Source organism: Streptomyces sp. ISL-43 (assembly GCF_018614195.1).
Taxonomy (GTDB): Bacteria; Actinomycetota; Actinomycetes; order Streptomycetales; family Streptomycetaceae; genus Streptomyces.
The window spans coordinates 1-25,160 of the sequence record NZ_JAGGOT010000101.1 but is presented as its reverse complement, the minus strand read 5'-3'; the positions used below and the strand labels follow the sequence as shown (position 1 = coordinate 25,160).

Annotated in this window: 31 protein-coding genes; 16 read left to right on the top strand and 15 right to left on the bottom strand. The window is 71.7% G+C overall.

Annotated features, from left to right (window positions below):
- Positions 1 to 16 precede the first annotated feature (16 nt).
- Positions 17 to 940 carry a LysR family transcriptional regulator gene (locus J7F03_RS38750; protein ID WP_214957907.1) on the top strand — a complete coding sequence of 308 codons (924 nt, stop codon included), beginning with the start codon at positions 17 to 19 and terminating at the stop codon, positions 938 to 940.
- Here the strand turns inward: J7F03_RS38750 and J7F03_RS38745 are convergent.
- The gene (locus J7F03_RS38745; protein ID WP_214957933.1) at positions 937 to 1,395 is read right to left on the bottom strand and encodes a pyridoxamine 5'-phosphate oxidase family protein; all 459 of its coding nucleotides are present in this window, start codon (positions 1,393 to 1,395) and stop codon (positions 937 to 939) included. The genes J7F03_RS38750 and J7F03_RS38745 overlap by 4 nt on opposite strands.
- 91 nt (positions 1,396 to 1,486) lie before the next feature.
- On the opposite strand from J7F03_RS38745, the gene J7F03_RS38740 reads away from it, so the two are divergent.
- The 8 genes from J7F03_RS38740 to J7F03_RS38705 all read left to right on the top strand — a co-directional run bounded on the left by J7F03_RS38740 (position 1,487) and on the right by J7F03_RS38705 (position 8,201).
- A complete protein-coding gene (locus J7F03_RS38740) occupies positions 1,487 to 2,101 on the top strand; it encodes a cysteine hydrolase (RefSeq protein WP_214957906.1) in 615 nt (204 codons plus the stop codon).
- 18 nt (positions 2,102 to 2,119) lie between these two features.
- Positions 2,120 to 2,959, top strand: a complete 840-nt coding sequence (locus tag J7F03_RS38735) for a HipA family kinase (protein WP_214957905.1) — start codon at positions 2,120 to 2,122, stop codon at positions 2,957 to 2,959.
- On the top strand, positions 2,956 to 3,339 hold the full coding sequence (locus J7F03_RS38730) for a DUF3037 domain-containing protein (RefSeq protein ID WP_214957904.1): 384 nt from the start codon (positions 2,956 to 2,958) through the stop codon (positions 3,337 to 3,339). The genes J7F03_RS38735 and J7F03_RS38730 overlap by 4 nt, the downstream gene beginning before the upstream one ends.
- 152 nt (positions 3,340 to 3,491) lie before the next feature.
- Positions 3,492 to 4,253, top strand: coding sequence for a 3-oxoacyl-ACP reductase FabG (fabG, locus tag J7F03_RS38725; protein WP_214957903.1), 762 nt, complete (start codon positions 3,492 to 3,494; stop codon positions 4,251 to 4,253).
- A 21-nt stretch (positions 4,254 to 4,274) separates the two neighbouring features.
- Positions 4,275 to 5,057 (top strand): SDR family oxidoreductase, encoded by a 783-nt coding sequence (locus J7F03_RS38720; protein WP_214957902.1) that lies wholly within the window; start codon positions 4,275 to 4,277, stop codon positions 5,055 to 5,057.
- A gap of 152 nt (positions 5,058 to 5,209) precedes the next feature.
- The gene (locus J7F03_RS38715; RefSeq protein WP_214957901.1) at positions 5,210 to 6,793 is read left to right on the top strand and encodes an ABC transporter substrate-binding protein; all 1,584 of its coding nucleotides are present in this window, start codon (positions 5,210 to 5,212) and stop codon (positions 6,791 to 6,793) included.
- Positions 6,794 to 6,948: 155 nt separating this feature from the next.
- On the top strand, positions 6,949 to 7,617 hold the full coding sequence (locus tag J7F03_RS38710; protein WP_214957932.1) for a uracil-DNA glycosylase: 669 nt from the start codon (positions 6,949 to 6,951) through the stop codon (positions 7,615 to 7,617).
- Positions 7,618 to 7,712: 95 nt separating this feature from the next.
- A complete protein-coding gene (locus tag J7F03_RS38705; RefSeq protein ID WP_214957900.1) occupies positions 7,713 to 8,201 on the top strand; it encodes a hypothetical protein in 489 nt (162 codons plus the stop codon).
- 99 nt (positions 8,202 to 8,300) lie between these two features.
- Here the strand turns inward: J7F03_RS38705 and J7F03_RS38700 are convergent, their stop codons facing one another.
- Together J7F03_RS38700 and J7F03_RS38695 are read right to left on the bottom strand one after the other, a co-directional pair.
- The gene (locus J7F03_RS38700; protein WP_308380141.1) at positions 8,301 to 8,876 is read right to left on the bottom strand and encodes a hypothetical protein; all 576 of its coding nucleotides are present in this window, start codon (positions 8,874 to 8,876) and stop codon (positions 8,301 to 8,303) included.
- A 118-nt stretch (positions 8,877 to 8,994) separates the two neighbouring features.
- The gene (locus J7F03_RS38695; RefSeq protein WP_214957898.1) at positions 8,995 to 9,519 is read right to left on the bottom strand and encodes a DinB family protein; all 525 of its coding nucleotides are present in this window, start codon (positions 9,517 to 9,519) and stop codon (positions 8,995 to 8,997) included.
- Positions 9,520 to 9,620: 101 nt separating this feature from the next.
- On the opposite strand from J7F03_RS38695, the gene J7F03_RS38690 reads away from it, so the two are divergent.
- Positions 9,621 to 10,526: a Gfo/Idh/MocA family protein gene (locus tag J7F03_RS38690; protein WP_214957897.1), complete on the top strand. Its 906-nt coding sequence runs from the start codon at positions 9,621 to 9,623 to the stop codon at positions 10,524 to 10,526.
- Here the strand turns inward: J7F03_RS38690 and lnt are convergent.
- From lnt to J7F03_RS38665, 5 genes are all read right to left on the bottom strand, one after another.
- Positions 10,471 to 12,042, bottom strand: a complete 1,572-nt coding sequence (lnt, locus tag J7F03_RS38685) for an apolipoprotein N-acyltransferase (RefSeq protein WP_214957896.1) — start codon at positions 12,040 to 12,042, stop codon at positions 10,471 to 10,473. The genes J7F03_RS38690 and lnt overlap by 56 nt on opposite strands.
- A 38-nt stretch (positions 12,043 to 12,080) precedes the next feature.
- Entirely contained in the window at positions 12,081 to 12,551 is a 471-nt protein-coding gene (locus tag J7F03_RS38680) for a nuclear transport factor 2 family protein (RefSeq protein WP_214957895.1), read from the bottom strand.
- 69 nt (positions 12,552 to 12,620) lie between these two features.
- Entirely contained in the window at positions 12,621 to 12,797 is a 177-nt protein-coding gene (locus J7F03_RS38675; protein WP_214957894.1) for a hypothetical protein, read from the bottom strand.
- A gap of 124 nt (positions 12,798 to 12,921) precedes the next feature.
- The gene (locus J7F03_RS38670) at positions 12,922 to 13,800 is read right to left on the bottom strand and encodes an undecaprenyl-diphosphate phosphatase (protein WP_214957893.1); all 879 of its coding nucleotides are present in this window, start codon (positions 13,798 to 13,800) and stop codon (positions 12,922 to 12,924) included.
- A gap of 48 nt (positions 13,801 to 13,848) precedes the next feature.
- Positions 13,849 to 14,577: a TVP38/TMEM64 family protein gene (locus tag J7F03_RS38665; protein ID WP_214957892.1), complete on the bottom strand. Its 729-nt coding sequence runs from the start codon at positions 14,575 to 14,577 to the stop codon at positions 13,849 to 13,851.
- A 49-nt stretch (positions 14,578 to 14,626) separates the two neighbouring features.
- On the opposite strand from J7F03_RS38665, the gene J7F03_RS38660 reads away from it, so the two are divergent.
- The 4 genes from J7F03_RS38660 to J7F03_RS38645 all read left to right on the top strand — a co-directional run bounded on the left by J7F03_RS38660 (position 14,627) and on the right by J7F03_RS38645 (position 18,607).
- The gene (locus J7F03_RS38660) at positions 14,627 to 15,343 is read left to right on the top strand and encodes a DNA alkylation repair protein (protein WP_251073131.1); all 717 of its coding nucleotides are present in this window, start codon (positions 14,627 to 14,629) and stop codon (positions 15,341 to 15,343) included.
- Positions 15,344 to 15,614: 271 nt separating this feature from the next.
- A complete protein-coding gene (tuf, locus tag J7F03_RS38655) occupies positions 15,615 to 16,793 on the top strand; it encodes an elongation factor Tu (RefSeq protein WP_214957890.1) in 1,179 nt (392 codons plus the stop codon).
- Positions 16,794 to 16,875: 82 nt separating this feature from the next.
- Positions 16,876 to 17,748 carry a patatin-like phospholipase family protein gene (locus tag J7F03_RS38650; RefSeq protein ID WP_214957889.1) on the top strand — a complete coding sequence of 291 codons (873 nt, stop codon included), beginning with the start codon at positions 16,876 to 16,878 and terminating at the stop codon, positions 17,746 to 17,748.
- Between the two features lie 67 nt (positions 17,749 to 17,815).
- Positions 17,816 to 18,607: a spermidine synthase gene (locus J7F03_RS38645; protein WP_214957931.1), complete on the top strand. Its 792-nt coding sequence runs from the start codon at positions 17,816 to 17,818 to the stop codon at positions 18,605 to 18,607.
- A gap of 99 nt (positions 18,608 to 18,706) precedes the next feature.
- On the opposite strand, the gene J7F03_RS38640 is transcribed toward J7F03_RS38645, so the two are convergent.
- Both J7F03_RS38640 and J7F03_RS38635 read right to left on the bottom strand, forming a co-directional pair.
- Positions 18,707 to 20,005, bottom strand: a complete 1,299-nt coding sequence (locus tag J7F03_RS38640) for an MFS transporter (RefSeq protein WP_214957930.1) — start codon at positions 20,003 to 20,005, stop codon at positions 18,707 to 18,709.
- Between the two features lie 118 nt (positions 20,006 to 20,123).
- Complete coding sequence (locus J7F03_RS38635; RefSeq protein ID WP_214957888.1) at positions 20,124 to 21,212, bottom strand: hypothetical protein; 1,089 nt, start codon at positions 21,210 to 21,212, stop codon at positions 20,124 to 20,126.
- A gap of 95 nt (positions 21,213 to 21,307) precedes the next feature.
- On the opposite strand from J7F03_RS38635, the gene J7F03_RS38630 reads away from it, so the two are divergent.
- Complete coding sequence (locus tag J7F03_RS38630; protein ID WP_251073130.1) at positions 21,308 to 21,760, top strand: DUF4442 domain-containing protein; 453 nt, start codon at positions 21,308 to 21,310, stop codon at positions 21,758 to 21,760.
- Positions 21,761 to 21,976: 216 nt separating this feature from the next.
- Here J7F03_RS38630 and J7F03_RS38625 read toward each other — a convergent pair whose 3' ends face one another.
- The 4 genes from J7F03_RS38625 to J7F03_RS38610 all read right to left on the bottom strand — a co-directional run bounded on the left by J7F03_RS38625 (position 21,977) and on the right by J7F03_RS38610 (position 24,124).
- Complete coding sequence (locus J7F03_RS38625) at positions 21,977 to 22,279, bottom strand: hypothetical protein (protein ID WP_214957887.1); 303 nt, start codon at positions 22,277 to 22,279, stop codon at positions 21,977 to 21,979.
- Between the two features lie 107 nt (positions 22,280 to 22,386).
- Positions 22,387 to 23,088: a PASTA domain-containing protein gene (locus J7F03_RS38620; protein WP_214957886.1), complete on the bottom strand. Its 702-nt coding sequence runs from the start codon at positions 23,086 to 23,088 to the stop codon at positions 22,387 to 22,389.
- Between the two features lie 24 nt (positions 23,089 to 23,112).
- Complete coding sequence (locus J7F03_RS38615) at positions 23,113 to 23,670, bottom strand: hypothetical protein (RefSeq protein WP_214957885.1); 558 nt, start codon at positions 23,668 to 23,670, stop codon at positions 23,113 to 23,115.
- 124 nt (positions 23,671 to 23,794) lie between these two features.
- Positions 23,795 to 24,124, bottom strand: coding sequence for a DUF4352 domain-containing protein (locus J7F03_RS38610; protein ID WP_214957884.1), 330 nt, complete (start codon positions 24,122 to 24,124; stop codon positions 23,795 to 23,797).
- 359 nt (positions 24,125 to 24,483) lie between these two features.
- Between J7F03_RS38610 and J7F03_RS38605 the strand changes: the two genes are divergently transcribed.
- The gene (locus J7F03_RS38605) at positions 24,484 to 24,912 is read left to right on the top strand and encodes a hypothetical protein (RefSeq protein ID WP_214957883.1); all 429 of its coding nucleotides are present in this window, start codon (positions 24,484 to 24,486) and stop codon (positions 24,910 to 24,912) included.
- 60 nt (positions 24,913 to 24,972) lie between these two features.
- Here J7F03_RS38605 and J7F03_RS38600 read toward each other — a convergent pair.
- The coding region (locus tag J7F03_RS38600; RefSeq protein ID WP_214957882.1) for a hypothetical protein at positions 24,973 to 25,160 on the bottom strand (188 nt) is incomplete at its 5' end.

Below are 25,160 nucleotides of genomic sequence, written 5' to 3'. Positions count from 1 at the left end.
CCGTAGCATTGCTTACATGTTGAACCTGGAGCGCCTGCGCACCCTCGACGCCCTCGCCCGCCACGGCTCCGTCAGCGGCGCCGCCGACGGCCTCCACGTCACCACGTCCGCCGTGTCCCAGCAGATGGCGAAACTGGAGCGCGAGGTCGGCCAGCCGCTGCTCGCCAAGAACGGGCGCGGGGTCAGGCTCACCGACGCGGGCCGACTCCTGGCCGATCACGCGGCCCGGATCATCTCCCAGGTCGAGCTCGCCCAAGCCGACGTCGAGGCCCGGCGCGGCTGCGTGGTCGGCGAGCTGCGCATCGGCGCCTTCCCGACCGCCATGCGGGGCCTGCTGCCCCGGACCCTGGCCGCGCTGCGCGCGGATCACCCCGAACTGCGTCCCCACGTACGGGAACAGGAGCCGGAGGAGGGCTTGGCCGCGGTCGTGCGGGGCGACCTCGATCTGGCGCTGGCCATCGACTGGCACAACAAGCGGATGCCGGTGCCGGCGGAGCTCACTCGGCTGCACCTCCTGGACGACTCGGTGGACATCGCGGTGCCGGCCGGCCACCGGCTGGCGGGCCGCACCGGGATCTCCCTCTCCGAGTTCGGCGACGACGACTGGATCTCGTGGAACGAGGGGCAGTTCTGCCACGAGTGGCTCGTCTACACCCTGCGCGGCACCGGCATCGAGCCCCGGATCGCCCACATCGCCGAAGAGCACCACACCCAACTGGCCTTCGTCGAGGCCGGACTCGGCGTCTGCGTGGCTCCGCGGCTGGGGCGCGGGCCCGTGCCGCCGGGGGTCCGGCTGCTGCCGGTGTGCGACAGCGTCCGCCGGCACGTGTACGTCGTCTGGCGGGCGGACGCCGGGCGGCGGCCCTCGATCCGGGCCGCCGTCGAGGCCTTGCGGCGGGCGGCGTCCGCCGGCATCCAGGATCAGGGCTCGGGGGACTAGAGCTTCCGGAAGTCCCACGACACGATCGACTCCGGTGTCAGCCGGATCCAGGCGTGCCGCCCGTCGTGCGGCATCTCCGGGATGCCGAAGTTCTTGACGGGGAAGATCCGCTCCGCCTCCGCCAGCTCCTCGCACGGCTCGCCCGTACGCGGGGCCTCGCCGACGAAGACGGCGTTGCCGGACAGCTCCACCCCACGCAGTTCGTCGTAGGCCTCGCCCGCGTCCACGACCACCGAGATCCGGGGGTCCTCGCGCAGGTCGGACCACCGTCGGCTGCGGGTGATCGAGTACAGCCACAGCGAGGTGCCGTCCCAGGCGAACCAGAGGGCGCCCACATGCGGGCGCCCGTCGGGGGAGACCGTGGCCACCCGGCAGGTGCGCTGCTCGCGCAGGAAGAGGTCCACTTCCCCGTCGGTCATCATGATGCGGCGGCCCCGCCGCTGCGCCTTGTCCACGCGTGTCTCGTCCATCCGTTCCGCGCCCCTTCACATCTGACTGTGTGTCAGGAATCATGCGTGCTCTTCCGTCGCCACGCCAGGGGGAGCCATGGCCGAACTCGATCCCGCCACCACCGCACTGCTCACCGTCGAGTGCCAGAGCGGTGTCGTCGGCGAGGAGAGCGCCCTGCCGGAACTCGCCAAGGAGGCCCGGGACTCCGGAATGCTGGACCGGGTCGCCGCGCTCGTCGAGGCCGCGCGCGGGGCCGGGGTACAGGTGCTGCACGCGGTCGCCGAGCGGCGGCCGGACGGGCTCGGGGCCAACACCAACGCGCGGCTGTTCCGGGCCGCGGGGAAGCTTCCGGTGCGCCAGCTGACCGGCAGCCCGGCCGTCGAGGTCGCCGCCCCCATCACCGTCGCCGAACAGGACCTGGTGGTGCGCCGGCTGCACGGGCTCTCCCCGATGGCCGGAACCGACCTGGACGCCCTCCTGCGCAACCTCGGCATCCGCACGCTCGTCGTCACCGGGGTCTCCTCGAACATCGCGATCCCGAACACCGTCTTCGACGCCGTGAACCTCGGCTACCGGGTCGTGGTCCCCGCCGACGCCATCGCCGGGGTGCCCGCCGCGTGCACCGCCGAGGTGATCCGCAACTCCCTCTCCCTGGTCGCGGCCATCACCACGGCCGAAGCGCTCATTACTCAGTGGGCTCCCGCGCACTGACCCCCGTAACCTGTGCGAATGCTGTCCGAAGTGATCGCGACCCGCTACGTCACGCCCCTGCGTGAGGGCGGCTCGCTCCCGGGGATCGTCGAGGCCGACGACCTCGGGACCTACGTCATGAAATTCACCGGAGCCGGCCAGGGCCGCAAGACCCTGGTCGCCGAAGTCATCTGCGGCCTCCTGGCCCAGCGGCTGGGACTGCGCGTCCCGCGGCTGGTGCAGATGCAGCTCGACCCCGTCATCGGGCTCGGCGAGCCCGACCAGGAGGTCCAGGAGCTGCTCAAGGCCAGCGGCGGGCTGAACCTCGGGATGGACTACCTCCCCGGCTCGATCGGCTTCGACCCGCTCGCGTACCAGGTGGATCCCGTGGAGGCGGGGCGCGTGGTCTGGTTCGACGCCCTGATCAACAACGTCGACCGGTCCTGGCGCAATCCCAACATGCTGGTCTGGCACGGGGACGCCTGGCTCATCGACCACGGCGCCACCATGATCTGGCACCACAACTGGCCCACCGCCGAGAGTGCCGCCGCCAAGCCCTACAACGCCTCGGACCACGTCCTGGCCCCGGTCGGCCCGGACATCGCCCGGGCGGCCGCCGAGCTGGCACCGCTGGTCACCGAGGAGCTGCTCACCGAGGTCGCGGCCGACGTGCCCGACGAGTGGCTGGTCGACGAGCCCGGCTTCGACTCCACCGACGCGCTGCGCCGCGCCTACGTGGAGGCCCTGCTGCCGCGCGCGGCCACGATCCACGAGAGGATCACGATGGAGGCCGAGGTGAAGGCCCGGTCGGGTCCGCCCGGCTGGCTCGCCGACCGCCTCGACCCCCGGCCCCGGAAGATGAAGAGCGACAGCGAGTGACCAAGCGGGACGTGTTCGAGTACGCGCTGGTGCGTGTGGTGCCCCGGATGGAGCGCGGCGAGTGTTTCAACGCCGGCGTGATCGTCTACTGCCGGGCGCATTCCTACGTGGCCGCGCGCACCCACCTCGACGAGGCCAAGCTCCTGGCCCTGGACCCGAAGGCCGACGTGGCCGGGGTACGGGCCGCCCTGCGCGGTGTCGAGGGCGTGTGCAGCGGCGGCGAGCGGGCGGGCCAGGCGGCCGGCGACGACGCGGGCCGGCGCTTCCGGTGGCTGATCGCGCCGCGCAGCACGGTGGTGCAGCCCGGTCCGGTGCACACCGGACTGACGGCCGACCCGGCCGCCGAAGTGGAACGGCTGCTCGACCTGCTGGTCCGCTGAGCCGCTGATCGGCGGTGCCTTGGGAGCCCTGGAACCTGGTGGCGTTGACACCGGGTGCCAGGGCTCCTAGCGTCTCCTCAGCCGAAGCTACTAAGCGGTTGCTCACCTATGGGAACCGTTTTCGGCCACCACAAGGGCGAAGGAGATCCAGCATGTCCACCACCGAGCAGCGCGTCGCGATCGTCACCGGGGCGGCCCGGGGCATCGGCGCGGCCACCGCCGTACGCCTGGCCGCCGAGGGCCGGGCGGTCGCCGTACTCGACCTGGACGAGGCGGCCTGCAAGGACACCGTGGAGACGATCACGGCGGCCGGCGGCAAGGCCGTGGCGATCGGCTGCGACGTCTCCGACGCCGCACAGGTGGAGGCGGCCGTCGAGCGCGTCGCGAGCCTGCTCGGCGCCCCGACCGTCCTGGTCAACAACGCGGGTGTGCTCCGGGACAACCTCCTCTTCAAGATGAGCGAGAACGACTGGGACACCGTCATGAACGTGCACCTGCGCGGTGCGTTCCTGATGTCGAAGGCCTGCCAGAAGTACATGGTGGAGGCCAAGTTCGGCCGCATCGTGAACCTCTCCAGCAGCTCCGCGCTGGGCAACCGCGGCCAGGCCAACTACTCGGCGGCCAAGGCCGGCCTGCAGGGCCTCACCAAGACGCTGGCCATCGAGCTCGGCAAGTTCGGCGTCACCGCGAACGCCGTCGCCCCCGGCTTCATCGCCACCGAGATGACCGCCCAGACGGCCGCCCGCGTGGGCATGGGCTTCGAGGACTTCCAGGCCGCGGCCGCCACTCAGATCCCGGTGGCGCGCGTCGGCCGCCCGGACGACGTCGCCAACGCCATCGCGTTCTTCACGGGCGAGGCCGCCGGCTTCGTCTCGGGCCAGGTCATGTACGTGGCCGGCGGCCCGCTCAACTGACGAGAGGCAGGGTGCACGATCATGAGTGACGAGGCGTACGAGGCCGCACGCGGCGGCGCGGACAGCGGCAAGGTCGCGCTGATCACCGGCGCGAGCCGGGGGATCGGCTACGGGATCGCCGAGGCGCTGGTGGCGCGCGGCGACCGGCTCTGTATCACCGGGCGCAACGAGGAGGCCCTCAAGGAGGCCGTCGAGCGGCTCGGCGCGGACCGGGTGATCGGGGTCGCGGGCAAGGCGCACGACGAGGCCCACCAGGCCGTCGCCGTGGAGCGGACGATGGAGGCCTTCGGCCGCGTCGACTTCCTGATCAACAACGCGGGGACCAATCCGGTCTTCGGGCCGATCGCGGATCTGGACCTCGGGGTCGCCCGCAAGGTATTCGAGACCAACGTGATCTCCGCGCTCGGCTTCGCCCAGCGCACCTGGCACGCCTGGCAGAAGGAGAACGGCGGGGCCATCGTCAACATCGCCTCGATCGCCGGCGTCTCGGCCTCGCCCTTCATCGGGGCGTACGGGATGAGCAAGGCGGCCATGGTCAACCTGACCCTCCAGCTCGCCCACGAGATGGCGCCGGGCGTGCGGGTCAACGCGATCGCGCCCGCCGTGGTGAAGACCAAGTTCGCGCAGGCCCTCTACGAGGGCCGGGAGCAGGAGGCCGCGGCGGCGTATCCGCTGGGCCGCCTCGGAGTCCCGGAGGACATCGGCGGGGCTGCGGCATTCCTCACATCTGCACAAGCGGAATGGATCACCGGACAAACTCTCGTCGTCGACGGGGGAATGTTCCTCAATGCCGGGGTGCACTGACCGATAATCGGACGCATTTGCCTCCTGAGAGGGGGCAAATGCGTACCGAATATGCACGTATTCGGTCAAGTGCCACACGAAACCTACCCATTGGATTTGTGAGGCACTGCGGTAGGGTCTGCCGCACCCCTGGCTGATCGAGGAGCGTGCACGTGTTCAACCGGACCAGATGCCTGCAGATCACTGCGGCCCTTGCGTCCATATCCCTGCTCTCCGGATGCGGCCTGTTCTCGGACGACGGCGGCGACGGCTCACAGCGGATTGTCGTCGGAACGACGAGCGCACCCACCACCCTCGATCCAGCCGCGGCCTGGGACGGTTCCTGGGAGCTGTACCGGAACGTCTACCAGACCCTTCTGGCCTTCCCCACGGGCGCCACCAAGCCCCAGCCGGACGCCGCCCACAGCTGCGAGTTCACGGATTCCGGGAACGAGTCGTACCGCTGCATCCTGAAGAAGGGCCTGAAGTTCTCCAACGGCGAGACGCTCGACGCGAAGGCCGTCAAGCACTCCCTCGACCGGATCAAGACCATCGACGCCCCGGCCGGCCCCAAGGCCCTCTTCGGCAGCCTGGACAAGATCGAGACGCCGGACGCGCAGACGGTGGTCTTCCACCTGAACACCCCGGACGCCACGTTCCCCTTCGTGCTCGGCTCGCCGGCCGCCTCCCTGGTCGCACCGAAGGAGTACCCGGCCGACAAGCTGCGCGAGGGCTCCGGGATCACCGGCTCCGGCCCGTACACCCTCGAGTCCTACAAAGAGGGCGGCGAAGCGGTCCTGGACCGCAACGGCAGCTACACCGGCTTCGCCAACCGCCGCAACAGCGGCGTGACGATCCGGTACTACGCGGACTCCAAGAAGATGATCGCGGCGCTCAAGGCCAAGGAGATCGACGCGACGTACCGAGGCCTGTCGGCCCCGGAGATCAAGGACCTGCAGACCCCCGAGTCGACCAACGCGGGCGTCCAGGTCGTCGAGAACGTCGGCGCGGAGATCCGCTACCTGGTCTTCAACCCCAAGGACCCGCAGGCCGCCAAGACCCCCGTGCGCCAGGCGATCGCCCAGATCGTCGACCGCGGGGCGCTCGTCTCCAAGGTCTACCAGGGCACCGCCGAGCCGCTGTACTCGATGGTCCCCAAGGGGGTCGTCGGCCACAAGACGCCCTTCTACGACACGTACGGCCAGGTCGACGTCGCCAAGGCCAGGAAGATCCTGAAGGACGGCGGGATCACCCAGCCGGTGGAGCTGACCTTCTGGTACACCACCGACCGGTACGGCGCCTCGACCGCGGACGAGTTCACCGAGCTCAAGCGCCAGCTGGACGAGAGCGGCCTCTTCAAGATCACCCTGCGCGGCCAGCCCTGGAAGACCTTCCAGGAGGGCTACAAGAAGGGCGAGTACCCGGTCTTCGGCCGCGGCTGGTTCCCCGACTTCCCGGACCCCGACAACTTCATCGCCCCGTTCGTCGGCAAGGACAACGCGGTCGGCACCCCGTACGAGTCCAACGAGATCCTCAACGTCATCCTGCCCAAGTCCCGCCGCGAGGGCGACCGGTCGGCCGGCATCCACGAGTTCGAGAAGGCCCAGCAGATCTTCGCCGACGACGTCCGGCTGCTGCCCTTGTGGCAGGGCAAGCTGTACGTCGCCGCGCGCGACGACATCGCGGGCGCCGAGCGGGCGCTCGACCCGCAGACCGTCATGCAGCTGTGGGAGATGTACCGCAAGACCAGCTGGTAGCGGACGCCGTGACCGGCCGGGTCCGTCCGCGGACTCGGCCGCCGCGTTGTCAGTGGCGCCGGGTAGGTTCTGGAGCAGTCGCGCGAAGCAGTTGCGCGAGCGCGAAGGCGCGAAGTCTCGAAGAACGTGTACCGGAGGTTGTCGCCGTGACCCAGATGCTGCCCGAGTCCTGGCTCCCCGTCCTCGGCGGGGAGCTGGAGCAGCCCTACTTCAAGGAACTCACCGAGTTCGTCGAGAAGGAGCGGGCGAACGGGCCGGTCTACCCGCCCCGCGAGCAGGTCTTCGCCGCGCTCGAGGCCACGGCCTTCGACGAGGTGAAGGTACTGGTCCTCGGCCAGGACCCGTACCACGGCGCCGGCCAGGGCCACGGCCTGTGCTTCTCCGTGCAGCCGGGTGTCAAGACCCCGCCCTCGCTGCGCAACATCTACAAGGAGATGCAGGCCGAGCTGGGCACCCCCATCCCGGACAACGGCTATCTGATGCCGTGGGCCCGGCAGGGCGTCCTGCTGCTCAACGCGGTGCTCACCGTCCGGGAGGCCGAGCCCAACTCGCACAAGGGCAAGGGCTGGGAGAGGTTCACGGACGCGGTGATCCGCGCGGTCGCCGAGCGTCCCGACCCGGCCGTCTTCGTCCTCTGGGGGGCGTACGCGCAGAAGAAGCTCCCGCTGATCGACGAGGAGCGGCACGCGGTCGTCAGGGGCGCACACCCCTCCCCGCTGTCGGCCAAGAAGTTCTTCGGCTCCCGGCCCTTCACGCAGATCAACGAGGCCGTCGCCGCCCAGGGCCATGCGCCGATCGACTGGCGCATCCCGGACCTGGGCTGATGCCCGACCGCGCCTAGGCGGCAATGCCGGTGGCTGCGGCTAGCGTCGTGACGATCAGACCGGAGCAGGTCTGGCAGAGCTAGACGGAGGCCGCGTTGACCGAGCAGCAGGAGGCGTCGGAGGACGCCGTCATGACCAGGATCGGCCAGGCGGTCATCCTGCTGCACGCCGGAGACCGCGAAGAGGCCCGCAACCGGCTCGGCGAGATCTGGTCCGAGATCGGCGAAGGGGGTGACTCCCTGCACCGCTGCACGCTCGCGCACTACATGGCCGACGCGCAGGACGATCCCGCCGAGGAGCTGGCCTGGGACCTGCGCGCCCTGACGGCCGCCGACGGGCCGGGCCCGCCGCCGGCCGTCCGGGTCTTCTACCCCTCGCTGCACCTGAGCCTGGCCGCCGACTACGTGAAGCTACGCCGCCCCGAGGCGGCCCGGATCCACCTGGCCCGGGCCCGCGCCGCCACGGGGGCGCTCGGCGACGACGGGTACGGAAACGGCGTACGGGCCGCCATCGCCCGGCTGGAGCGGCGGCTCACGGCGGAACCGGGCGAGGCGCACCGGCCGTTCCCGGAGCAGCATCCGTAGCCGTACGCGGGGCAGGGCTCCGTAGCGGGCTGAGGCGGGCTGAGGCGGGCCGCACGGGTCTGCCTGGGGGTTCCGGGCCGGACCGGTCCGCTCCGGGCGTCAGCCGCCGTGGACGCCCGCGCAGATCCGGGCTTCGGGGCTGTCCGCGTGCCAGCGCCCGTGCCGGCGGCCCAGGGCGCACACGTCGGCCGGCCGCACCGGCAGCTCCCGCACCAGCTCGCGGGGCACCGTCGCCTCCTCGGAGCGGGGGTGGCGCGGCCGGTGGCCGCCGGGACGCCCGTCGGAGTGGCCCCGGGCCTCGCCGGGCTTGTGGGGCTCCGGGATGTCCGGGACCGGAGGGGCGCCCTGCGCGCCGCCGCCGGCGCCGCGGTCCGCCGTACCGCGCTGCGCGGCCGGGGTCGCGGCCTCCGCGGCGACCCGCCGCCCGGTGGCCGAGGGCGCGGGCCCGGCAGGCCGGCCCGGCACCGCCTTGAGCGCCTCCAGGGCGGGCGCCTGGACGATCACCGGCGTGGCTCCCGGCCCGCCGCGGGGCTCGTACCGGGGCGGCTCCCCCGGGGTGCCGGGAGCGGCCGTCGGCCGCATGGGGGCCGGGGTCACATTCACGCAGCCGGAGACGGCCGAGACCGCACAGGCGACTCCGAGCAGCAGCTTCGTCGTGGTTCGGGTTGGATGCACTCGCGCAACTCTGCTGTGCGAGGACCCCGTTGCGAAAACCCGGAGCCGATATTCACCCCGCACGGGTGACGGCTACTCGCCCGCTGACAGGGCTCCGGGCTCCGGGCCCTCCCGGGGGCTACTCGCCCGTGGAACCGTCGAGGTGCTCCCGCAGCAGGTCGGCGTGGCCGTTGTGGCGCGCGTACTCCTCGATCATGTGCGTGTAGACCCAGCGCAGGCTGAACACCTCGCCGCGGCGGTGGCTTTCGGCATTGGAGGCGAGGTCCAGGGAACGGCCGGCGGCGGCCTGCCGGGCCAGCTCGACCTCGGTCTGCCACACCTGCTCGGCCTCGGCCCAGGTGTCCTTGCCGTCGAAGTGGAAGTCCCCGTCCGGGTCGTCGTCCGTGCAGTAGAGCTCGGGGAGCTCCTCGCCCAGCATGATCTCCCGGAACCAGTACCGCTCGACCTCCGCCATGTGCCGGACCAGCCCCAGCAGGCTCAGTTCGGACGGCAGCAGAGGCGTCGCGCGAAGGTGCTCGTCCGGAAGTCCCTCGCACTTCCAGGCAAGAGTGGAACGGTGGTAATCGAGCCAGCCGTCGAGCATGTCGCGCTCGTTCGCCGTGGTGGAGGGTTCGGTGCGGTGGGATCCGCTGGTGAGGGTCATGACCCCATCCTTGTCGAACGCGCCGGTGCCCACCAGCGATTAGGCTGCGTACATCCCACGAGGCTGCGTACATCCCTCGAGCAACAACCTGGAGGCTCCCGGTGAAGGTCGGCTGTATCGGACTCGGCGACATCGCGCAGAAGGCGTACCTGCCCGTCCTCGCCACCCGCCCAGGACTCGAACTGCACCTGCAGACCCGGACCCCGGCCACTCTCGAGCGGGTCGGCGCCCACCACCACATTCCGGCCGAACGCCTGCACGCCGACCTCGACTCGCTGCTGGCCCAGAAGCTCGACGCGGCCTTCGTGCACGCCCCGACCGCCGTCCACCCCGAGATCGTGGAACGGCTGCTGGAGGCGGGCGTGCCCACGTACGTCGACAAGCCGATCGCCTACGAGCTCGCGGACTCGCGGCGCCTGGTCGAACTCGCCGAGGAGCGCGGGGTCTCGCTCGCCGTCGGCTTCAACCGCCGCCACGCGCCCGGCTACGCGCAGTGCGCCGACCACCCGCGCGAGCTGATCGTCATGCAGAAGAACCGGGTCGGCCTGCCCGAGGACGTACGGACCTTCGTCCTGGACGACTTCATCCACGTCGTCGACACCCTGCGGTTCCTGCTGCCCGGTGCGACCGACCACATCGACGTACGGGCCGTGGTGCGCGACGGACTGATGAGCCAGGTGGTGCTCCAGATGTCGGGTGCCGGATTCACCGCGCTCGGCATCATGAACCGCCTCTCCGGTTCCACCGAGGAGGTCCTGGAGGTCTCGGGCCAGGACACCAAGCGCCAGGTCGTCAACCTCGCGGAGATCATCGACCACAAGGGCCAGCCGACGGTCCGGCGGCGCGGGGACTGGGTGCCGGTCGCCCGCCAGCGCGGCATCGAACAGGTCGTGGACACCTTCCTGACGGCTGTCGAGACGGGCCGTACCCTCAGCGCCCGCGACGCGCTGCTCACCCACGAGCTCTGCGAGCGGGTGGTGGAGTCGGCTCTGGAGCAGGCGCGCTGACCGGCTTGCCGAGCCGCGCGGAGCGGGCGCCCGAGACCGCGCAGTAGGCCGCCAGGGCCGCCAGCGCGGCGCCCACCGCCCAGTCCCCGAAGCGGACGTACACGGTCGTGCCCCGGGCGAGCGGGACCTCGTACACCCGCGCCGTGCTCGCCGACGTGGACAGCGGCCGCCCGATCCGCTCGCCGGACGGGCCGCGCACCTCGCTGATGCCGGTCAGGGTGGCATGCACCACGGGCCGGCCGGTCTCGGCGGCGCGTAGCGCGGACAACGAGGCGTGCTGGGCCGGGGCCCAGCCGTTCTGGAAGGTGGACGTGGCCGACTGGTCGACGAGCAGGGCGGCCCCGTCGCGGACGAGGTGCCGGCTCATGTCGGGGAACGCCGACTCGAAGCAGACCAGCGGGCCGAGGCGGACGTCCTCCCGGCCGGGCAGGTCCATCAGGACGGGGGCGCTGCCGGGGACGCGGTTCTCGCCGGCCGCCTTGCCGACCGAGGTGGCCCAGCCCAGCAGCGCGCGGGCCGGTACGTACTCCCCGAAGGGCACCAGGCGCATCTTGTCGTACTTGTCGCCGGTGGGGCCCAGTGGCCCGACGAGGACCGCCGATTTGCGGATCCCGGGCCGGTCGGCGGCCCGGGCGTCCACATTGACCAGCAGCGGAGCCCCGACCTCGGCCGACAGGGCGGCGAGCCGCCGGGCCAGGTCCGGGCGGGCCGTCAGGTCCTCGCCGACACTGCTCTCGCCCCACACGACCAGGTCCGGACGCTGTCCCGCCAGGGTCCGGGTCAGCTGCTCCCCGAGGGCGAACCGCCGCTCCGGGGCGGTCGTGCCGTCCGCTGTCAGGCCCGGCTGTACGACGGCCACGCGCAGCCCGCCCGACGCCTCCGGGCGGGGCGCCCACAGCCACACCGCCCCCGTCAGCACCACGCACCCCGTCACCCCGGCGACCGCGGGGGACCGTGCCCCGGGCACCGCGATCAGCAGCGCCACCGCGCAGTTCACCGCCACCACCAGCAGGCCGACCAGCCAGACCCCGCCCACCGAAGCCAGCCGCAGCGCGGGCGGCACCTGCCACTGACTGGCCCCGAGCAGGCCCCACGGCCCGCCCAGCCCCTGCCAGGACCGGGCCAGCTCGGACAGCAGCCACCCCGCCGGTACGAGGACCAGCGCGGCCGTCGCACGCCACGGGCCCGGTCTCCCGCCGAGCAGCTCCCGCACCAGCAGTGCCCAGGGGATCCAGAGCAGGCCCAGCAGCGCCGCCAGGGCGAAGAGGAACACGTGCAGGCTGGGCAGCAGCCAGTGGTGCACGGCGAAGACGAACCCGGCTCCGCCGAGCCAGCCCTCCAGGGCGGCGCGCCGGCCGGTGGGGGCCGACCTCAGCAGCAGGATCCAGGGCACGAGGGCGACGTAGGCGAACCACCAGAGCGCGGGGGCGGGGAAGGCGAGGCAGGGCAGCGCTCCGGCGGCGGGCGCGGCCGCCGCACGCCACCACAGCCGCGGCTTCGGGACGGTGAACACCATGACGTGCCTCCGCATCCAGTGTGGGACAGCCATGCGCGTCAGGCGGACATGTGGCGCCACTTCTCGTGGACGGTGACCCGGGAGAGCCGCCAGCCGGCGCGGGGGGTGCGGGCGAGGACGAAGGTGTACCGGCCGGCGGCGACGAAGTTGGGCGCGGTGACAGTGCCGTCGAACTCCTCGCCCGCCAGCCGCATCGGGTTGAGGAAGTCCGCCCGCACCTCCGCCGTGTCGCCGGGGGAGCCGTCCTGGTCCGCCACCTTGATCAGCCGGTTGACGATGAGGTGCTGGCGCACGGGGAACAGCTTCATCGTCTCCTCGAGCCAGCCCGCGACCTCCCCGGCCGGGCCCTCGATCCCGCCGGCCGAGCTGTAGTCGGCCCGCCCGCCCGGGGCGAACAGGGCGCGGTACGCGGCCCAGTCTCCGTCGTCGACGGCCACCGCGTACCCCGTGACCACCTCGTCGATCGCCAGCCGGTCCATCACGGTCGCAAGGTCCACACGCTGCGTCATCGGGACAGTGTGGGGGCGCGGGGCGCGGAGGCCAAGGGGCATGCGGGAACCGGATCATCCGGTGTCCGGTCAGCGGCCGGAGCGCGCCTCCCGGGGACGGATCACGACGAGGAACGCGTCGCTGGCCAGGTCCATCACCACCTCCGCCGGCACGCCCTCGCGCAACCGCTGCGCCGCGTACTCCTCGGCCGGCCAGCTCCCCCTCGGACTTCCGGCCGGAAACCGCTCCAACACCACTCGACCCATGGGACACCCCCTGTCGCTCGTCTTCAGGTCGCTTCAGGTCTCTCCAGGGACAACGACGCGCAGGCCGCCCGGGAACGTTCCCGAACGGCCTGCGATTCACGCGAAGCAGTGAGCCGCGGTGGCGCTAGCCGGCCGACTCGCCGGCGTGGGGACTGAGCACACCCATGCCGATCAGGGCGAACAGCACGATGCCCAGCAGGATCCGGTAGATCACGAAGGGCATGAAGCTCCTGCTGGAGATGAACTTCATGAACCAGGCGATGACCGCGTAACCGACCAGGAAGGCGATGACCGTCGCGAAGATCGTCGGGCCCCAGGAGATGTGGCCCGGGTCCTCGATCACGTCCTTGATCTCGAACAGGCCCGAGGCCAGCACGGCCGGGATGGCGAGGAGGAAGGAGTAGCGGGCCGCCGCCTCGCGGGTGAAGCCCAGCAGCAGACCGCCGGAGAGCGTGGCGCCGGAGCGCGAGACACCCGGGATCAGGGCCATCGCCTGGCAGAGACCGAAGATCAGGCCGTCCTTGACGCCCAGCTCCTTGAGCGTCTTGCGCTCGCGGATGGCGCGGTGCCGGCCGCCCTCCTCGTCGCGCGCGGCCAGCCGGTCCGCGGCGCCGAGCACGATGCCCATCACGATGAGGGTGGTGGCGATCAGCCGCAGATCGCGGAACGGGCCCTCGATCTGCTCCTTGAAGGCGAGGCCGAGGACACCGATCGGAATCGAGCCGACGATCACCAGCCAGCCCATTTTGGCGTCCTGCTCGGAGCGCAGCTCGCTGGTGTACAACGAGCGGAACCAGGTGGAGATGATCCGCGCGATGTCCTTGCGGAAGTAGATCAGCACGGCGGCCTCGGTGCCGATCTGGGTGATCGCGGTGAAGGCCGCTCCCGGGTCCTGCCAGCCGGCGAACGCCGCGGTCAGCCGCAGGTGGGCGCTGGAGGAGATCGGGAGGAACTCCGTAAGCCCCTGGACGAGACCGAGGATTAGGGATTCGAACCAGCTCATGTCGGGGTGCGCTCGTCCTTGTGATCGTCGGGCAGTTCGGGTCCGATGCTAGGGCCCGTGGGGTGCGGCCGTGACCACAGGGGGGTGTGCGGGCGTCAGTTCGCGGGAGAGCGCGGGCTGTCGGACGGGCACCAGCCGGTGCCGCTTGCGCCAGGCGACGACCGCCGCACCCACCGCGGACAGGGCGATGAAGCCGAACGAGGCGAGGAAGGCGGGGGAGGACGGGGAGGAGGCGCTGGCGCCCGCGACCACGTACGCGGCGGTGTTCGGGATCACGCCGATCGCGGTGGCGAGGAGGAAGGGCAGCCAGCGGCACCGGGACAGCGCGGCGGCGTAGTTGGCCACGGCGAAGGGCAGGCCGGGGAAGATCCGGACCGCCAGCATCGAACGGAAGCCGTGCCGTGCCAGCTGGTCGTCGGCGGCCTGCAGCCAGCGGCCGCGGATCAGCGGGCGCAGGGCGTCACGGCCCATCATCCGGCCGAGGCCGAAGGAGATGCCGGCGCCGACCACCGAGCCGCCGACCGCGGCGAGCAGGCCGAACTGGGACCCGAAGAGGGCCCCGGAGGCCAGGTTCAGCAGGGGGCGCGGCACCAGGGCGGCCGTGCACACCCCGTACGCCGCGGCGAAGAGCAGCACCGCCGTGCCCACCGGGAGCCCCGGGGGCCAGCCCTCCGACAGCAGGCGCTGGGGCTCGTACAGCACGACGCAGACGCCGGCCGCCAGGAGCAGCGCGACGAGCAGCGAGAGCCGGGTCCACGGCGCGAGGAGGAGGGACATCCCGGGAGACTAACCGACCCCCATGTCCGAGCGCCGTAATCTGGGCCTCATGCAGCCGAACGACCAGCGGCGTCCGCCGGTTCCGCACAGCCCCCTCGCGGAGCTGCTGGCAGAGCGCCTCACGCGGACTTTCGGCGCCGCCGCCGACGCGGAGCAGGCCGCGCACATGGCCGCGTACATGAAGGGCGTCGCACCCTTCCTCGGGATCCGCACCCCGCTGCGGCGCGAGCTGTCGAGGGCCGTGACCAAGGACACCCCGAAACCGGACGAGGCGGACTGCGTCGCGCTCGCGCTGCGCTGCTGGGAGCTTCCGGAGCGTGAGTACCACTACTTCGCCGCCGACTACCTGCGCCGGCACGTCGCGCGCTGTTCCTCCGGCGTCCTTCCCCTCGTCCGGCAGCTGATCACCGCCGTCCCCTGGTGGGACACCGTCGACACGCTCGCCGCGCACACGGTGGGCCCGCTGGTGGCGGCCGACCCGGCGCTCGCCGCCGTCATGGACGAGTGGATCGGGGACGACGACCTGTGGGTGGCCCGCACCGCGCTCCTGCACCAGCTCCGGTACAAGTCCGCGACCGACGCCGAGCGGCTCTTCGCCTACTGCCGCCGCCAGTGCGGCCACCCCGACTTCTTCGTCCGCAAGGCCATCGGCTGGTCCCTGCGCGAATACGCCAAGACGGACCCCGGCGCGGTACGCGCCTTCGTCGCCGCCGAGCGGGAGTCGCTGTCGCCGCTCTCGGTGCGCGAGGCACTCAAGAACCTCTAAGGGCCGGGCGGTTCGGCGAATAACCAGTCGACGGGCCGCGGCCCGTCCGGCAGGATCGACCACATGTCCAGGCACGCCTTCCCCGCAGCGCCGTCCGCAGTCGCGGACGCGCCGAAGGCTGCCGTCCTGGCGGAACTCGCCGCGGGCGCACCCGCATTCGGCGGCGCACGAAGCTGACCCTTCCCGGATCGACCGGCGGACCCCGCAGGGGGAGGGTCGGTTCGCTCCGGGGGTCCCGTATTTCCAGCTTCGGATCACACGGGAAGACATCATGGCCAAGACGGCCTTCGTGCGCACCAAGCCGCACCTCAACATCGGCACCATGGGTCACGTCGACCACGGCAAGACGACGCTGACCGCCGCCATCACCAAGGTCCTCGCCGAGCGCGGCGGCGCCTCCTTCGTGCCGTTCGACCGCATCGACCGGGCGCCCGAGGAGGCCCGGCGCGGCATCACCATCAACCTCACGCACGTCGAGTACGAGACCGACACCCGGCACTACGCGCACGTCGACATGCCCGGTCACGCCGACTACGTCAAGAACATGGTCACCGGCGCGGCCCAGCTCGACGGGGCGATCCTCGTCGTCTCCGCGCTCGACGGGGTCATGCCGCAGACCGCCGAGCACGTGCTCCTCGCCCGCCAAGTCGGGGTCGACCACATCGTGGTGGCCCTCAACAAGGCCGACGCGGGGGACCCCGAGCTCACCGACCTCGTCGAGCTGGAGGTGCGCGAGCTGCTCACCGCGAACGGCTACGGCGGGGACACCGCCCCGGTGGTACGGGTCTCCGGGCTCGGGGCGCTGGACGGCGACCCGCGCTGGACCTCGGCGATCCTGGCCCTGCTCGACGCCGTGGACACCTACGTGCCGATGCCCGTGCGGTACACGGACGCGCCCTTCCTGATGCCGGTGGAGAACGTGCTCACCATCACCGGGCGCGGGACCGTCGTCACCGGCGCCGTCGAGCGCGGCACCGTCCGCACGGGCGACCGCGTCAGCCTGCTCGGCGGCGACGGCGAGCCCGTGGAGTCCGTGGTCACCGGACTGGAGACCTTCGGGAAGCCGATGGAGTCCGCCGAGGCCGGCGACAACGTCGCGCTGCTGCTGCGCGGGGTCCCGCGAGACGCGGTGCGCCGGGGGCACGTGGTGGCCGCGCCCGGCAGCCTCGTACCCACCAGGCGTTTCACGGCGCGGGTCTACGTCCTGTCCGCCCGGGAGGGCGGCCGCAGCACGGCGGTGGCCTCCGGCTACCGGCCGCAGTTCTACATCCGCACCGCGGACGTGGTGGGCGACGTGGACCTGGGCGAGGCGGGCGTCGCCCGGCCGGGGGACACGGTCACCATGACCGTCGAACTCGGACGGGACGTCCCGTTGGAGAGCGGGCTCGGTTTCGCGATCCGTGAGGGCGGCCGCACCGTCGGAGCGGGGACGGTGACCGCGGTCGGGTAGCAGGGCGTTACCCCTTGGTGGTGGCGGTGGTCGGGTTGCGCCAGACTGCCGTCACCACTGGCATGCGGGGAGGGAGCGGTTCATGGGCGACGGCAGAGGCGACGGCAAGGGCACGGCGCTGGTGCTCGGCGGCGGCGGGCTGACCGGCGTGGGCTGGGAGGCCGGAATGCTGTACGGGCTCGCCCGCGCGGGCGTCGACCTCTTCGACGCCGACCTGGTCGTCGGGACCTCGGCCGGCTCGGTCGTCGGCGCGCAGCTCACCTCCGGACTCCTCACCCCGCGGGAGCTGTACGAGCGCCAGCTCGGCGACCCCGGCGGCGAGCTCACCGCGAAGCTCGGCGCGCCCCTGATCGCGCGGTACGCCGTCGCGATGGTGCGCTCGCGCGACGCGAAGGCCTACCGCAGGCGGGTCGGCGCCATCGCGCTCGCCGCCGACACGAAGCCGGAAGCGGAGCGCCGCAAGGTGCTGGAGGCCCGGCTGGTCTCGCACGCCTGGCCCGAGCGTCGGCTCGTCGTCGCGGCGGTCGACGCGCTGACCGGCGAGCTCGCCGCCTTCGAGCGGGGGAGCGAGGCCGGACTGGTCGACGCCGTGTCGGCGAGCTGCGCCGTACCCGGGGTGTGGCCGCCCGTGACGGTCGCGGGGCGGAGGTACATCGACGGCGGGATCCGTTCCGCGACCAACGCCGACCTCGCCTCCGGCTACGCGCGGGTGGTGATCCTCGCGCCGATCTCCATGGGGTCCGGGCTCGTCCCCTCGCCGGCGGCCCAGGCCGCGCGGCTGCGGGCGGCCGGGGCGGAGGTCCTGCTGATCACCCCCTCGCCGGAGGCCCGCAAGGTGTTCGGGCGCAACGTGCTGGACCCGGCCCGGCGCGACCCGGCCGCCCGGGCGGGGCTCGCGCAGGCCGCGGGGCACGCGGCGCGAGCGGCGGAGATCTGGGCGGAGCCGGCGGCCTGACAATGGTGCGGTGAGTGACGAACAGATTCCGGTGATCCGGGACGTGGATCAGGGCACCGCCAAGCTGATGCCGGACGTCGACCTGGAGCGGGCCTGGCTGCTGACGGTGGACGGGGCGCCGCAGTCGTACGTGGATCTCGACGACCCGGAGCACCTGGAGTTCGAGTACGTACGCCGCCTCGCACACGTACTGGACTGCCTCCGCGAGCCGGGGGCCGTGCTGGACCTGCTCCACCTCGGGGGCGGCGCGCTGACGCTGCCGAGGTACGCGGCGGCGACCCGGCCCGGGTCGCGGCAGGACGTGGTCGAGTTCGACGGCGGGCTGGTGTCGCTGGTCGCGGAGTTCCTGCCGGTGGCGGCGGGGAGCGGGATCGCCGTGCACGTCGCCGACGCGCGGGCGTGGCTGGGGGCGGCGGCCGCCGCGAGCGCGGACGTGGTGGTGGGGGACGTCTTCGGGGGGTCCCGGGTGCCGGCTTCGCTGACCTCCGTCGAGTACGCGCGGGAGGTGGCGCGCGTGCTGCGGCCCGGCGGCGTGTACGTGGCGAACCTGGCCGACGGGGCGCCCTTCGAGTTCCTGCGGGGGCAGCTGGCGAACTTCGCGGCGGTCTTCGGGGAGCTGGCGCTGGTCGCGGAGCCGGGGGTGCTGCGGGGGCGGAGGTTCGGGAACGCGCTGCTGCTGGCTTCGGACGGGGTGCTGCCGGTCGCGGGGCTCTCGCGGCTGTGTGCGGCCGACGCGTTTCCCGCGCGGGTGGAGACGGGGGCGGGGCTGGCGCGGCTGATGCGGGGGGCTCGGCCCGTGGGCGACGCCGACGCGGTGGCTTCGCCCGAGCCGCCGGCAGGGGCGTTCAGCCTGGGCTGAGGGGTGCGCGTGGGTGCGACCGCGGGCGGCCGCCGCGCGAGGCTTGTCCCCGACCCGCCCTTTCACCGTTTCCCGGGGCACCGCCCCGGACCCCGCGCCTCAAACGCCGGCGGGGCTGGAGTCGGCGGGGATGGAGGGTGCGGTGGGGGAGGAGGGCGTGGCGGGGACGGCTTCCGCGGGGCTGGATTTGGGCGGTTTGCGGGTCATGTGGCGGACGTCCGGGACCAGGAGGACGGCCGCGGTGACCACGATGACCAGGGCCGCGCAGCCCCAGAGGGCCGAGGTGCGGCCGATGGCGGATTCGACCGGGCCGGCGACCGCCGTGGCCAGCGGGAGCATCGAGACCGAGCCGAACCAGTCGTAGGCGGAAACCCGGGAGAACTTCTCCTCCGGGATCTCCTGGTGCATCGTCGTCATCCAGCTCACGCCGAACACCTCGATGGCCGTGCCGCTCACCAACATCACCGCGCACAGGCCCCATACCGGCAGCGGCACGGCCAGCCCCGCCGAGGGGAGCGCCAGCGGGAACACGCACAGGGTTCCGACCAGCAGCAGGCGGCGCGGTTTCCACAGCATCATCAGGACCGCCCCGCCGATGGTGCCGAGGCCGAAGAAGGCCAGGGCCAGGCCCCAGGGAGCCGCCCCGCCCAGTCGGTCCCGGGCGACCAGGGGACCGTAGACCGCCTCGGCGGCGCCGACGACGGCCACGACGACGGAGAACTGGAGCACGATGCTCCACAGCCACGGGCGGGTTTTGACCTCCACCCAGCCCTCGCGGAGATCGGCCAGCAGGCCGCCGCCGGAGGCCCGGTCGGCGACGTGGCTGACGTCGAGGAAGGCCCGTAGGGCTCCGGCGACGGCGAAGGCGGCCGCGTCCACGGCCAGCACCCAGCCGGGGCCCATCGCGGCGATCATCGCTCCGCCGAGGGCCGCTCCGCCGATGCCGGCGCCGTTCATCGCCATCCGGAAGAGGGCGAAGGCGCGGTTGGCGTGCTCGCCGGAGACGCTGGACAGGAGCATGCCCTCGGCGGCCGGGTTGAAGAAGGCCGTACCGGTGCCGCACAGCGCGGTGAGCAGCATCATCTGCCACAGCCGGGGGTCGCCGGCCAGGACGAGGACGGCGAAGGCGGCCTGTGACAGGCAGTTCAGGGCATTGGCCGCGACCATGACGTGGTGGCGGGGTATCCGGTCGGCGATGGCTCCGCCGATGAGCAGGAAGAGGACGAGCGGCAGGGTGCGGGCGGCGGCCACCAGGCCGACGTCGCCGACCGAGCCGCCGGCTTCGAGGACGGCGAAGGAGGACGCGATGAGCGCTCCGTGGCTCCCGAGGTTCGTGACGACCGCCGCACCCGTCAGCAGGGTGTAGTTGCGGCCGGCCCAGGCCAGGCGGCGCCGGATCCCGGTCGGACGGGAGGCTTCGGGGGAGAGGGAGGGGGGAGAGCTCACCCACGGACTATCCCCGTCCCGGGCCGGGAAGCCAAACGGAATACCGGCCCGGGAGGGTTGGCGTGGGAGATCAGCCGGTGTTGAGGCGGACGCTGCTCAGGATCTTCTCGTAGGTCTCCTTGCTCACTTCACCCTCGACGCCCGCGGCGCCGTAGAGGATCCAAGTGGAGAGGTCACCCTTGGCGGTGGTGAAGCTGAAGGCGATGGACTTGCCGTCGGAGGAGCACTTGTTCTCCTTCGGCAGGCCGGACACGGTCGCGGTGGCCATGTGGCCCTTGAGTCCGGAGGCGGTGGTGTACTCCTTCGCCTCGGAGACCTTGGTGGTGCCCTTCGGCGCCTTCTGCGCGTACGCGGCGAAGACCCAGTTGCCGGCCTCGTTGCGCGCGGCCTCGGCGGTGTCCTTGGCGCCCATGCCGCCCTTGGTGGCGGAGCCCGCCAGTGAGGTCGACTCCTCCTTGCCGTCCTTGTTGGAGTCGACCTTGCACCAGTCCTCCTTGAGGAAGGCGGGTGCGGACATCATGACGAGGGGGGATCCGTCGTTCTTGGATTCGTCCTCGAAACCGGTGGACATGCCCGAGGACAGGACGTTCCACTCGGGCGGTACGTCGAAGGCGGTGCCGTACTTCGGGTTGATGACGACCTTCCACCCCGGGATGACCGGCTTGGCGTCGGCGCCGCCGCGCGGATTGGCGCCGGGGCTCGCCGGGGCGGACGCGCCGGAGGAGGCCGCGCCGGAGGAGGCCGGGGCGGAGGGGGAGTTGGTCGGCTTGTCGTCCGCCACGTCGTTGGTCTTGTCGTCCCGGGTCAGGACGAACGCCCCGGTGGCGAGCGCGGTCACGACGACGGCCGAGGCCGCGACGATGGCCACGGCCTTGGTCGAGAACGGGCTCCCGCCGCGCGGCGGCTCGGGCGCGCCGGGCGGCGGCGTGCCTCCCCACTGCGCCACGGGAACGGTCGGGGGCTGCTGGCCCCACTGCTGGGGGGCGGGCTGCTGCTGCGGGTACCCGTAGCCGGGCCCGGGCTGCTGCTCGCCGTACGGCGCCGTCGGCGGCTGCTGCTGGTACGGGTTCGGCGTTCCCGGCTGCTGCTGGTACGGGTTCTGATGCGCGTCCTGGGGGTTCTGTTCTCCCCCGGGCGGCTGCTGCTGTCCTGGCCACATGGCCGGTAACGATAGTGGGAGGCGACGCCGGGAGCCACGGCCGCCCCCGTGCAGGTATGGCCAAGGCCGCTTACTCGCGGGTAACATCGAGTCCCATGAGCGCTGAACAGATGAACGTGGGCGAACTGCTCGCCGCGACCGTGCCGATGGCCAAGACCCTGAACCTCCAGTTCCTGGAGACCACCCCCGAGCGTGCGGTCGTCCGGCTGCCGGACCAGCCCGACTTCCACAACCACCTCGGCGGCCCGCACGCCGGCGCCATGTTCACCCTCGCCGAATCCGCGAGCGGCGCGATCGTCCTGGCCGCTTTCGGCGACCAGCTCTCGCGGGCCGTGCCCCTCGCGGTCAAGGCCGAGATCGGCTACAAGAAGCTCGCCAAGGGCGTCGTGACGGCCACCGCCACCCTCGGCCGCCCGGTCGCCGAGGTCGTCGCCGAACTCGACGCGGGCGGCCGCCCCGAGTTCCCCGTCACCATCGCCATCCAGCGCGAGGACGAGGCCGTGACGGGCGAGATGGTCGTTCTGTGGACCTTGCGGCCGAACTCGTAGTGTGAAGTTGGTCCTGTCCGTCCGGGTTTGGCGTGAAATCGTCGCTGCGCTGCACGACGGAACAGCGAAGCCCCCGCCTGGTCCGGACTGTTGCCGGGGGCGGGGGCGGGGGCCTTCCTCGTGGGTCAGGCGCACTCGGCCTTGAGCAGGCCGACGAACGCGTCCCCGATGGCGTCCTTGTACTCGTAGGCGTCGGAACCGGGCTCGATCCCGGACTCAAACGTGCTCTTGATCAGGTCGGGTCCGAGCGTCCGGTACGCGTCGCTCCGTGTTCGCGGGGAGGGGGACGTCGGTGTAGGCGCTCTTCCGGTCGATGTAATTGAGCTTGTACGGGCTCAGGAGCAGCACCGCCTGGGCGACGTCCTTGCCGGCCATGTCAGGCATCTTCAGGACGACCGGCGAGGGGGAGGAGGAAGGCGTGGGCGCGGCGGTCGTCGAGGCGGACTCCGCGGCCGTGGTGCCAGAGCTTCCGCCGATCCCGATCCCGATCCCGATGGCCAGGATGGCGAAGGCACCCACCGCGATCCCGGCGCCGAGAGCGATGTACTTGCCTTTCCCTGACGGCTTCAGCTGAGGGACCGGGGCGGGCCGCGTACTCCGGCTGCGGGGGCCTCACATGAGGCGGTTCAGTAGCCCCAGCGCTGACCGACGCTGTCGTCGTGGCGGCAGTGGATCCTGCGGCCGTTTCCGGCGATGCCGGAGGTTCCGACGTCGGCCTTGCGGCAGATCTGACCGGCGTTGTAGCAGTTGCCGGCGTTGGACTTCGGGTAGCAGCCGGCGGGCTCCGGATCCGGAGCGGGGGCCGAGGTGCGGGGCGGCTTGGGCGCCGGCGGAGTGTACGCGGGCTTGGTGGGAGCCGGAGGGGCTGCGGCCGGCGGTGGCGTGGTCTCCGGGGCGGGCTTGGGGTGTAGCTCGGTTCCCAGGGCCGTCGGGCAGGTGGTGCGGGGCTCGGTGATGTGCAGGACCACCGTTATGGTCTCCTGCGCCGGGATTTCCCGGCCCTCGTCGATGTTCTGGAAGCAGACCGTCCCGCCGATCGGATCCGGGTGGATGGTGACGTCGGTGTAGGCGCTCTGGAACTCGACGCTCTTGAAGCCGTACGGGTTCAGGAGCAGCTTTGCCTGGTCGGGCGCGCGGCCGACCATGTTCGGCATCTTCTGCACGACAGTCGGCGTGGGCGTCGGCGTGGGGCTCACACTCGCGGTGATGCTGGGGCTGCTGCTCGGAGCGGGCGCGGTGGCGGCCGGGTCGCAGGCGGAGAGCGCCAGGACGGCGGCTATGACAGTGAGGGCGCCTCTGTAGCGCCTCTTGATGTGCGGCATGCTCATGGGGAACTCCTGGGTGCTGAGGGGCTAGTTGATGTGGCCCTGGGTCGCGGGGAATGCCTTGCGGTTCTTTTCGATGAGGATGCCGAGGATGACGGCCGCGGCGATGCAGCCGATGAGGAAGAGGTAGGCGCCTTCGGCGAGGCTGCCGAGGTTGGCGAGGGCGTCGGCGTCGAAGTACTCGTTGTCGGCGGCGGTCTCCTTCATGTGCTCCGCTGCCATGTCGCGGTATGAGGCGAAGTAGCCGAGGGTGAGGACGGTGCAGCCGAGGGACACGACGAAGGAGCCGATGAGGTTGGGGCGCTCGGTGGCGGGGTTCTTCGTGGTGTAGGCCGTGGCGGTGAGGGCGGCGGCTCCGGCGAGGAGGAAGAGGCAGAGGGGGCCGGTGCCGTCTTCCATGTCCATGGCGCTGACGGACATCTCCATGCCGAGGAAGCGGACGGTGACCCAGTCGAGGAAGACGGCGATGGCGGCTATGGCAAGCGCGGCGGCGACTCCGGCGTAGAGGGGCTTGTCCTTGGCCGGCGTGGGGGCTGGCTGGGGCGGGCAGTAGGGGGGCTGGGTCGGGTAGGGCGGGGTGGTCACGGGGATTCCTTCTGCGTGGCCGGGATGGGTTAGTTGACGTGGGCGGTGTAGGTGGGGCCGCCCCGGATGTTCTTCATGGGGACCTTGGCCGGGGTGAAGTCGCCCTCCATGGCGATGGTGCCGGTCACCTTTCGCCTCCGTAGAGGTCCTGGTGCTGGAGGCCGTCTTCCGGTCCGGCGAGCTCGGCGGAGTGCTTGACACCGGTGGAGTCGGTGACGTCGAAGTACATGGGGTTCACGGCCGGCTTCTTGGAGCTGTGGTTGGTCACGGTGACCAGGACGGCCGTGTATGCCTTGCCGTCCTGGTGGAGCACGGTGGGCTTGAACTCGGCCTTCGTCGCGGTGATTTCCACCTGGGGCTTCCACTCCGTCTTCGGTGCGGCCTTCGAAGGCGCCGGGACAGCCGGGGCGGGGCCCTTCTCCTCGTCGCCGCCACCGCCGATCGCGGCCAACACGATGGACAGGATCAGCAGGCTGCCGCAGCCGATGCCGATCTTCTTCCCCGTGGACGGGCCCTTCGGGGCGGCGGGCTACCCGCCCCAGGCCGGCTGCTGGGGCGGGTAGCGAATCCGGGCTGCTGCTGGGGGTAGCCGTAGCCAGGGGGCGGGGTGGTCATGAGGGGCTCTTCCTGGGCGCATGGGTAAGGCCCCCGTCGAAGCGAGGGCCTGAGCGTGAGGATCCGGGGCAGGGGTGCTGTGTGCCACGGCTGCGGCATGATGAAGCTGGGGCGGTCGACATCATGACATAGCCCCGATCAAGTTGCACGCTCGCGTTACATGTGAGCGATCAAGTTTGAGTGAGGGGCGCCAAGCAAGTGAAGGTCACCACCAGCACGAACGGAATCATGGTGGAAGGGGTCGAGGGGTACGAGGGCTATGCCTTCGTCGTCGGCTTCCCCCTGGGCGGATCGAAGCCGAACGGGTTCTACGTCTCCACGCCTGATGACGCGCCGGTCACGCCGACTCTCATCCGCCGTCTTCCGCTCGACAAGCTGCTGAAAGTCGCCGCCGAGGCCCGGGTCGACGAGCTGGGCCAAGCGCTGGCGCCAACCGCCGCCGGCCGCCCGTACGGCGGTGGTCAAGACCACACGCGCAAGGTTGCCGAGGTCTATGACTGGGCCGTCGGGCACGGAGTCCCGCCCCGTCGTGCGATTGCCGCACGTTGGGCGCGGTCCGAGGCCACCGCCGGCCGTTGGATCGCCGAGGCCAGGAGAATGGGCCTCATCCCACCTCACGGCCAGTAGGAACAAGAAGGCCCCCGCCGAATCCGGATCGCTGTCCGGGAGGGGGGCTTCGTGGCGTGGCTACCGGTACTTGGGATCGGTGGCGCGGGTGAAGCCGATGACGGTCTCGCACCCTGCGGTCCAGTCGGGGGCTGTCCGGTGCAGTTCGGAGTTGGCGCAGATGGCTTTCGCGCTTCCGGTGGCCTCGTTGATCGTCAGTTCTATGAGGCCGGCGTTCTTCCCTAGTACTGCTCCGCACAAGTTCATGG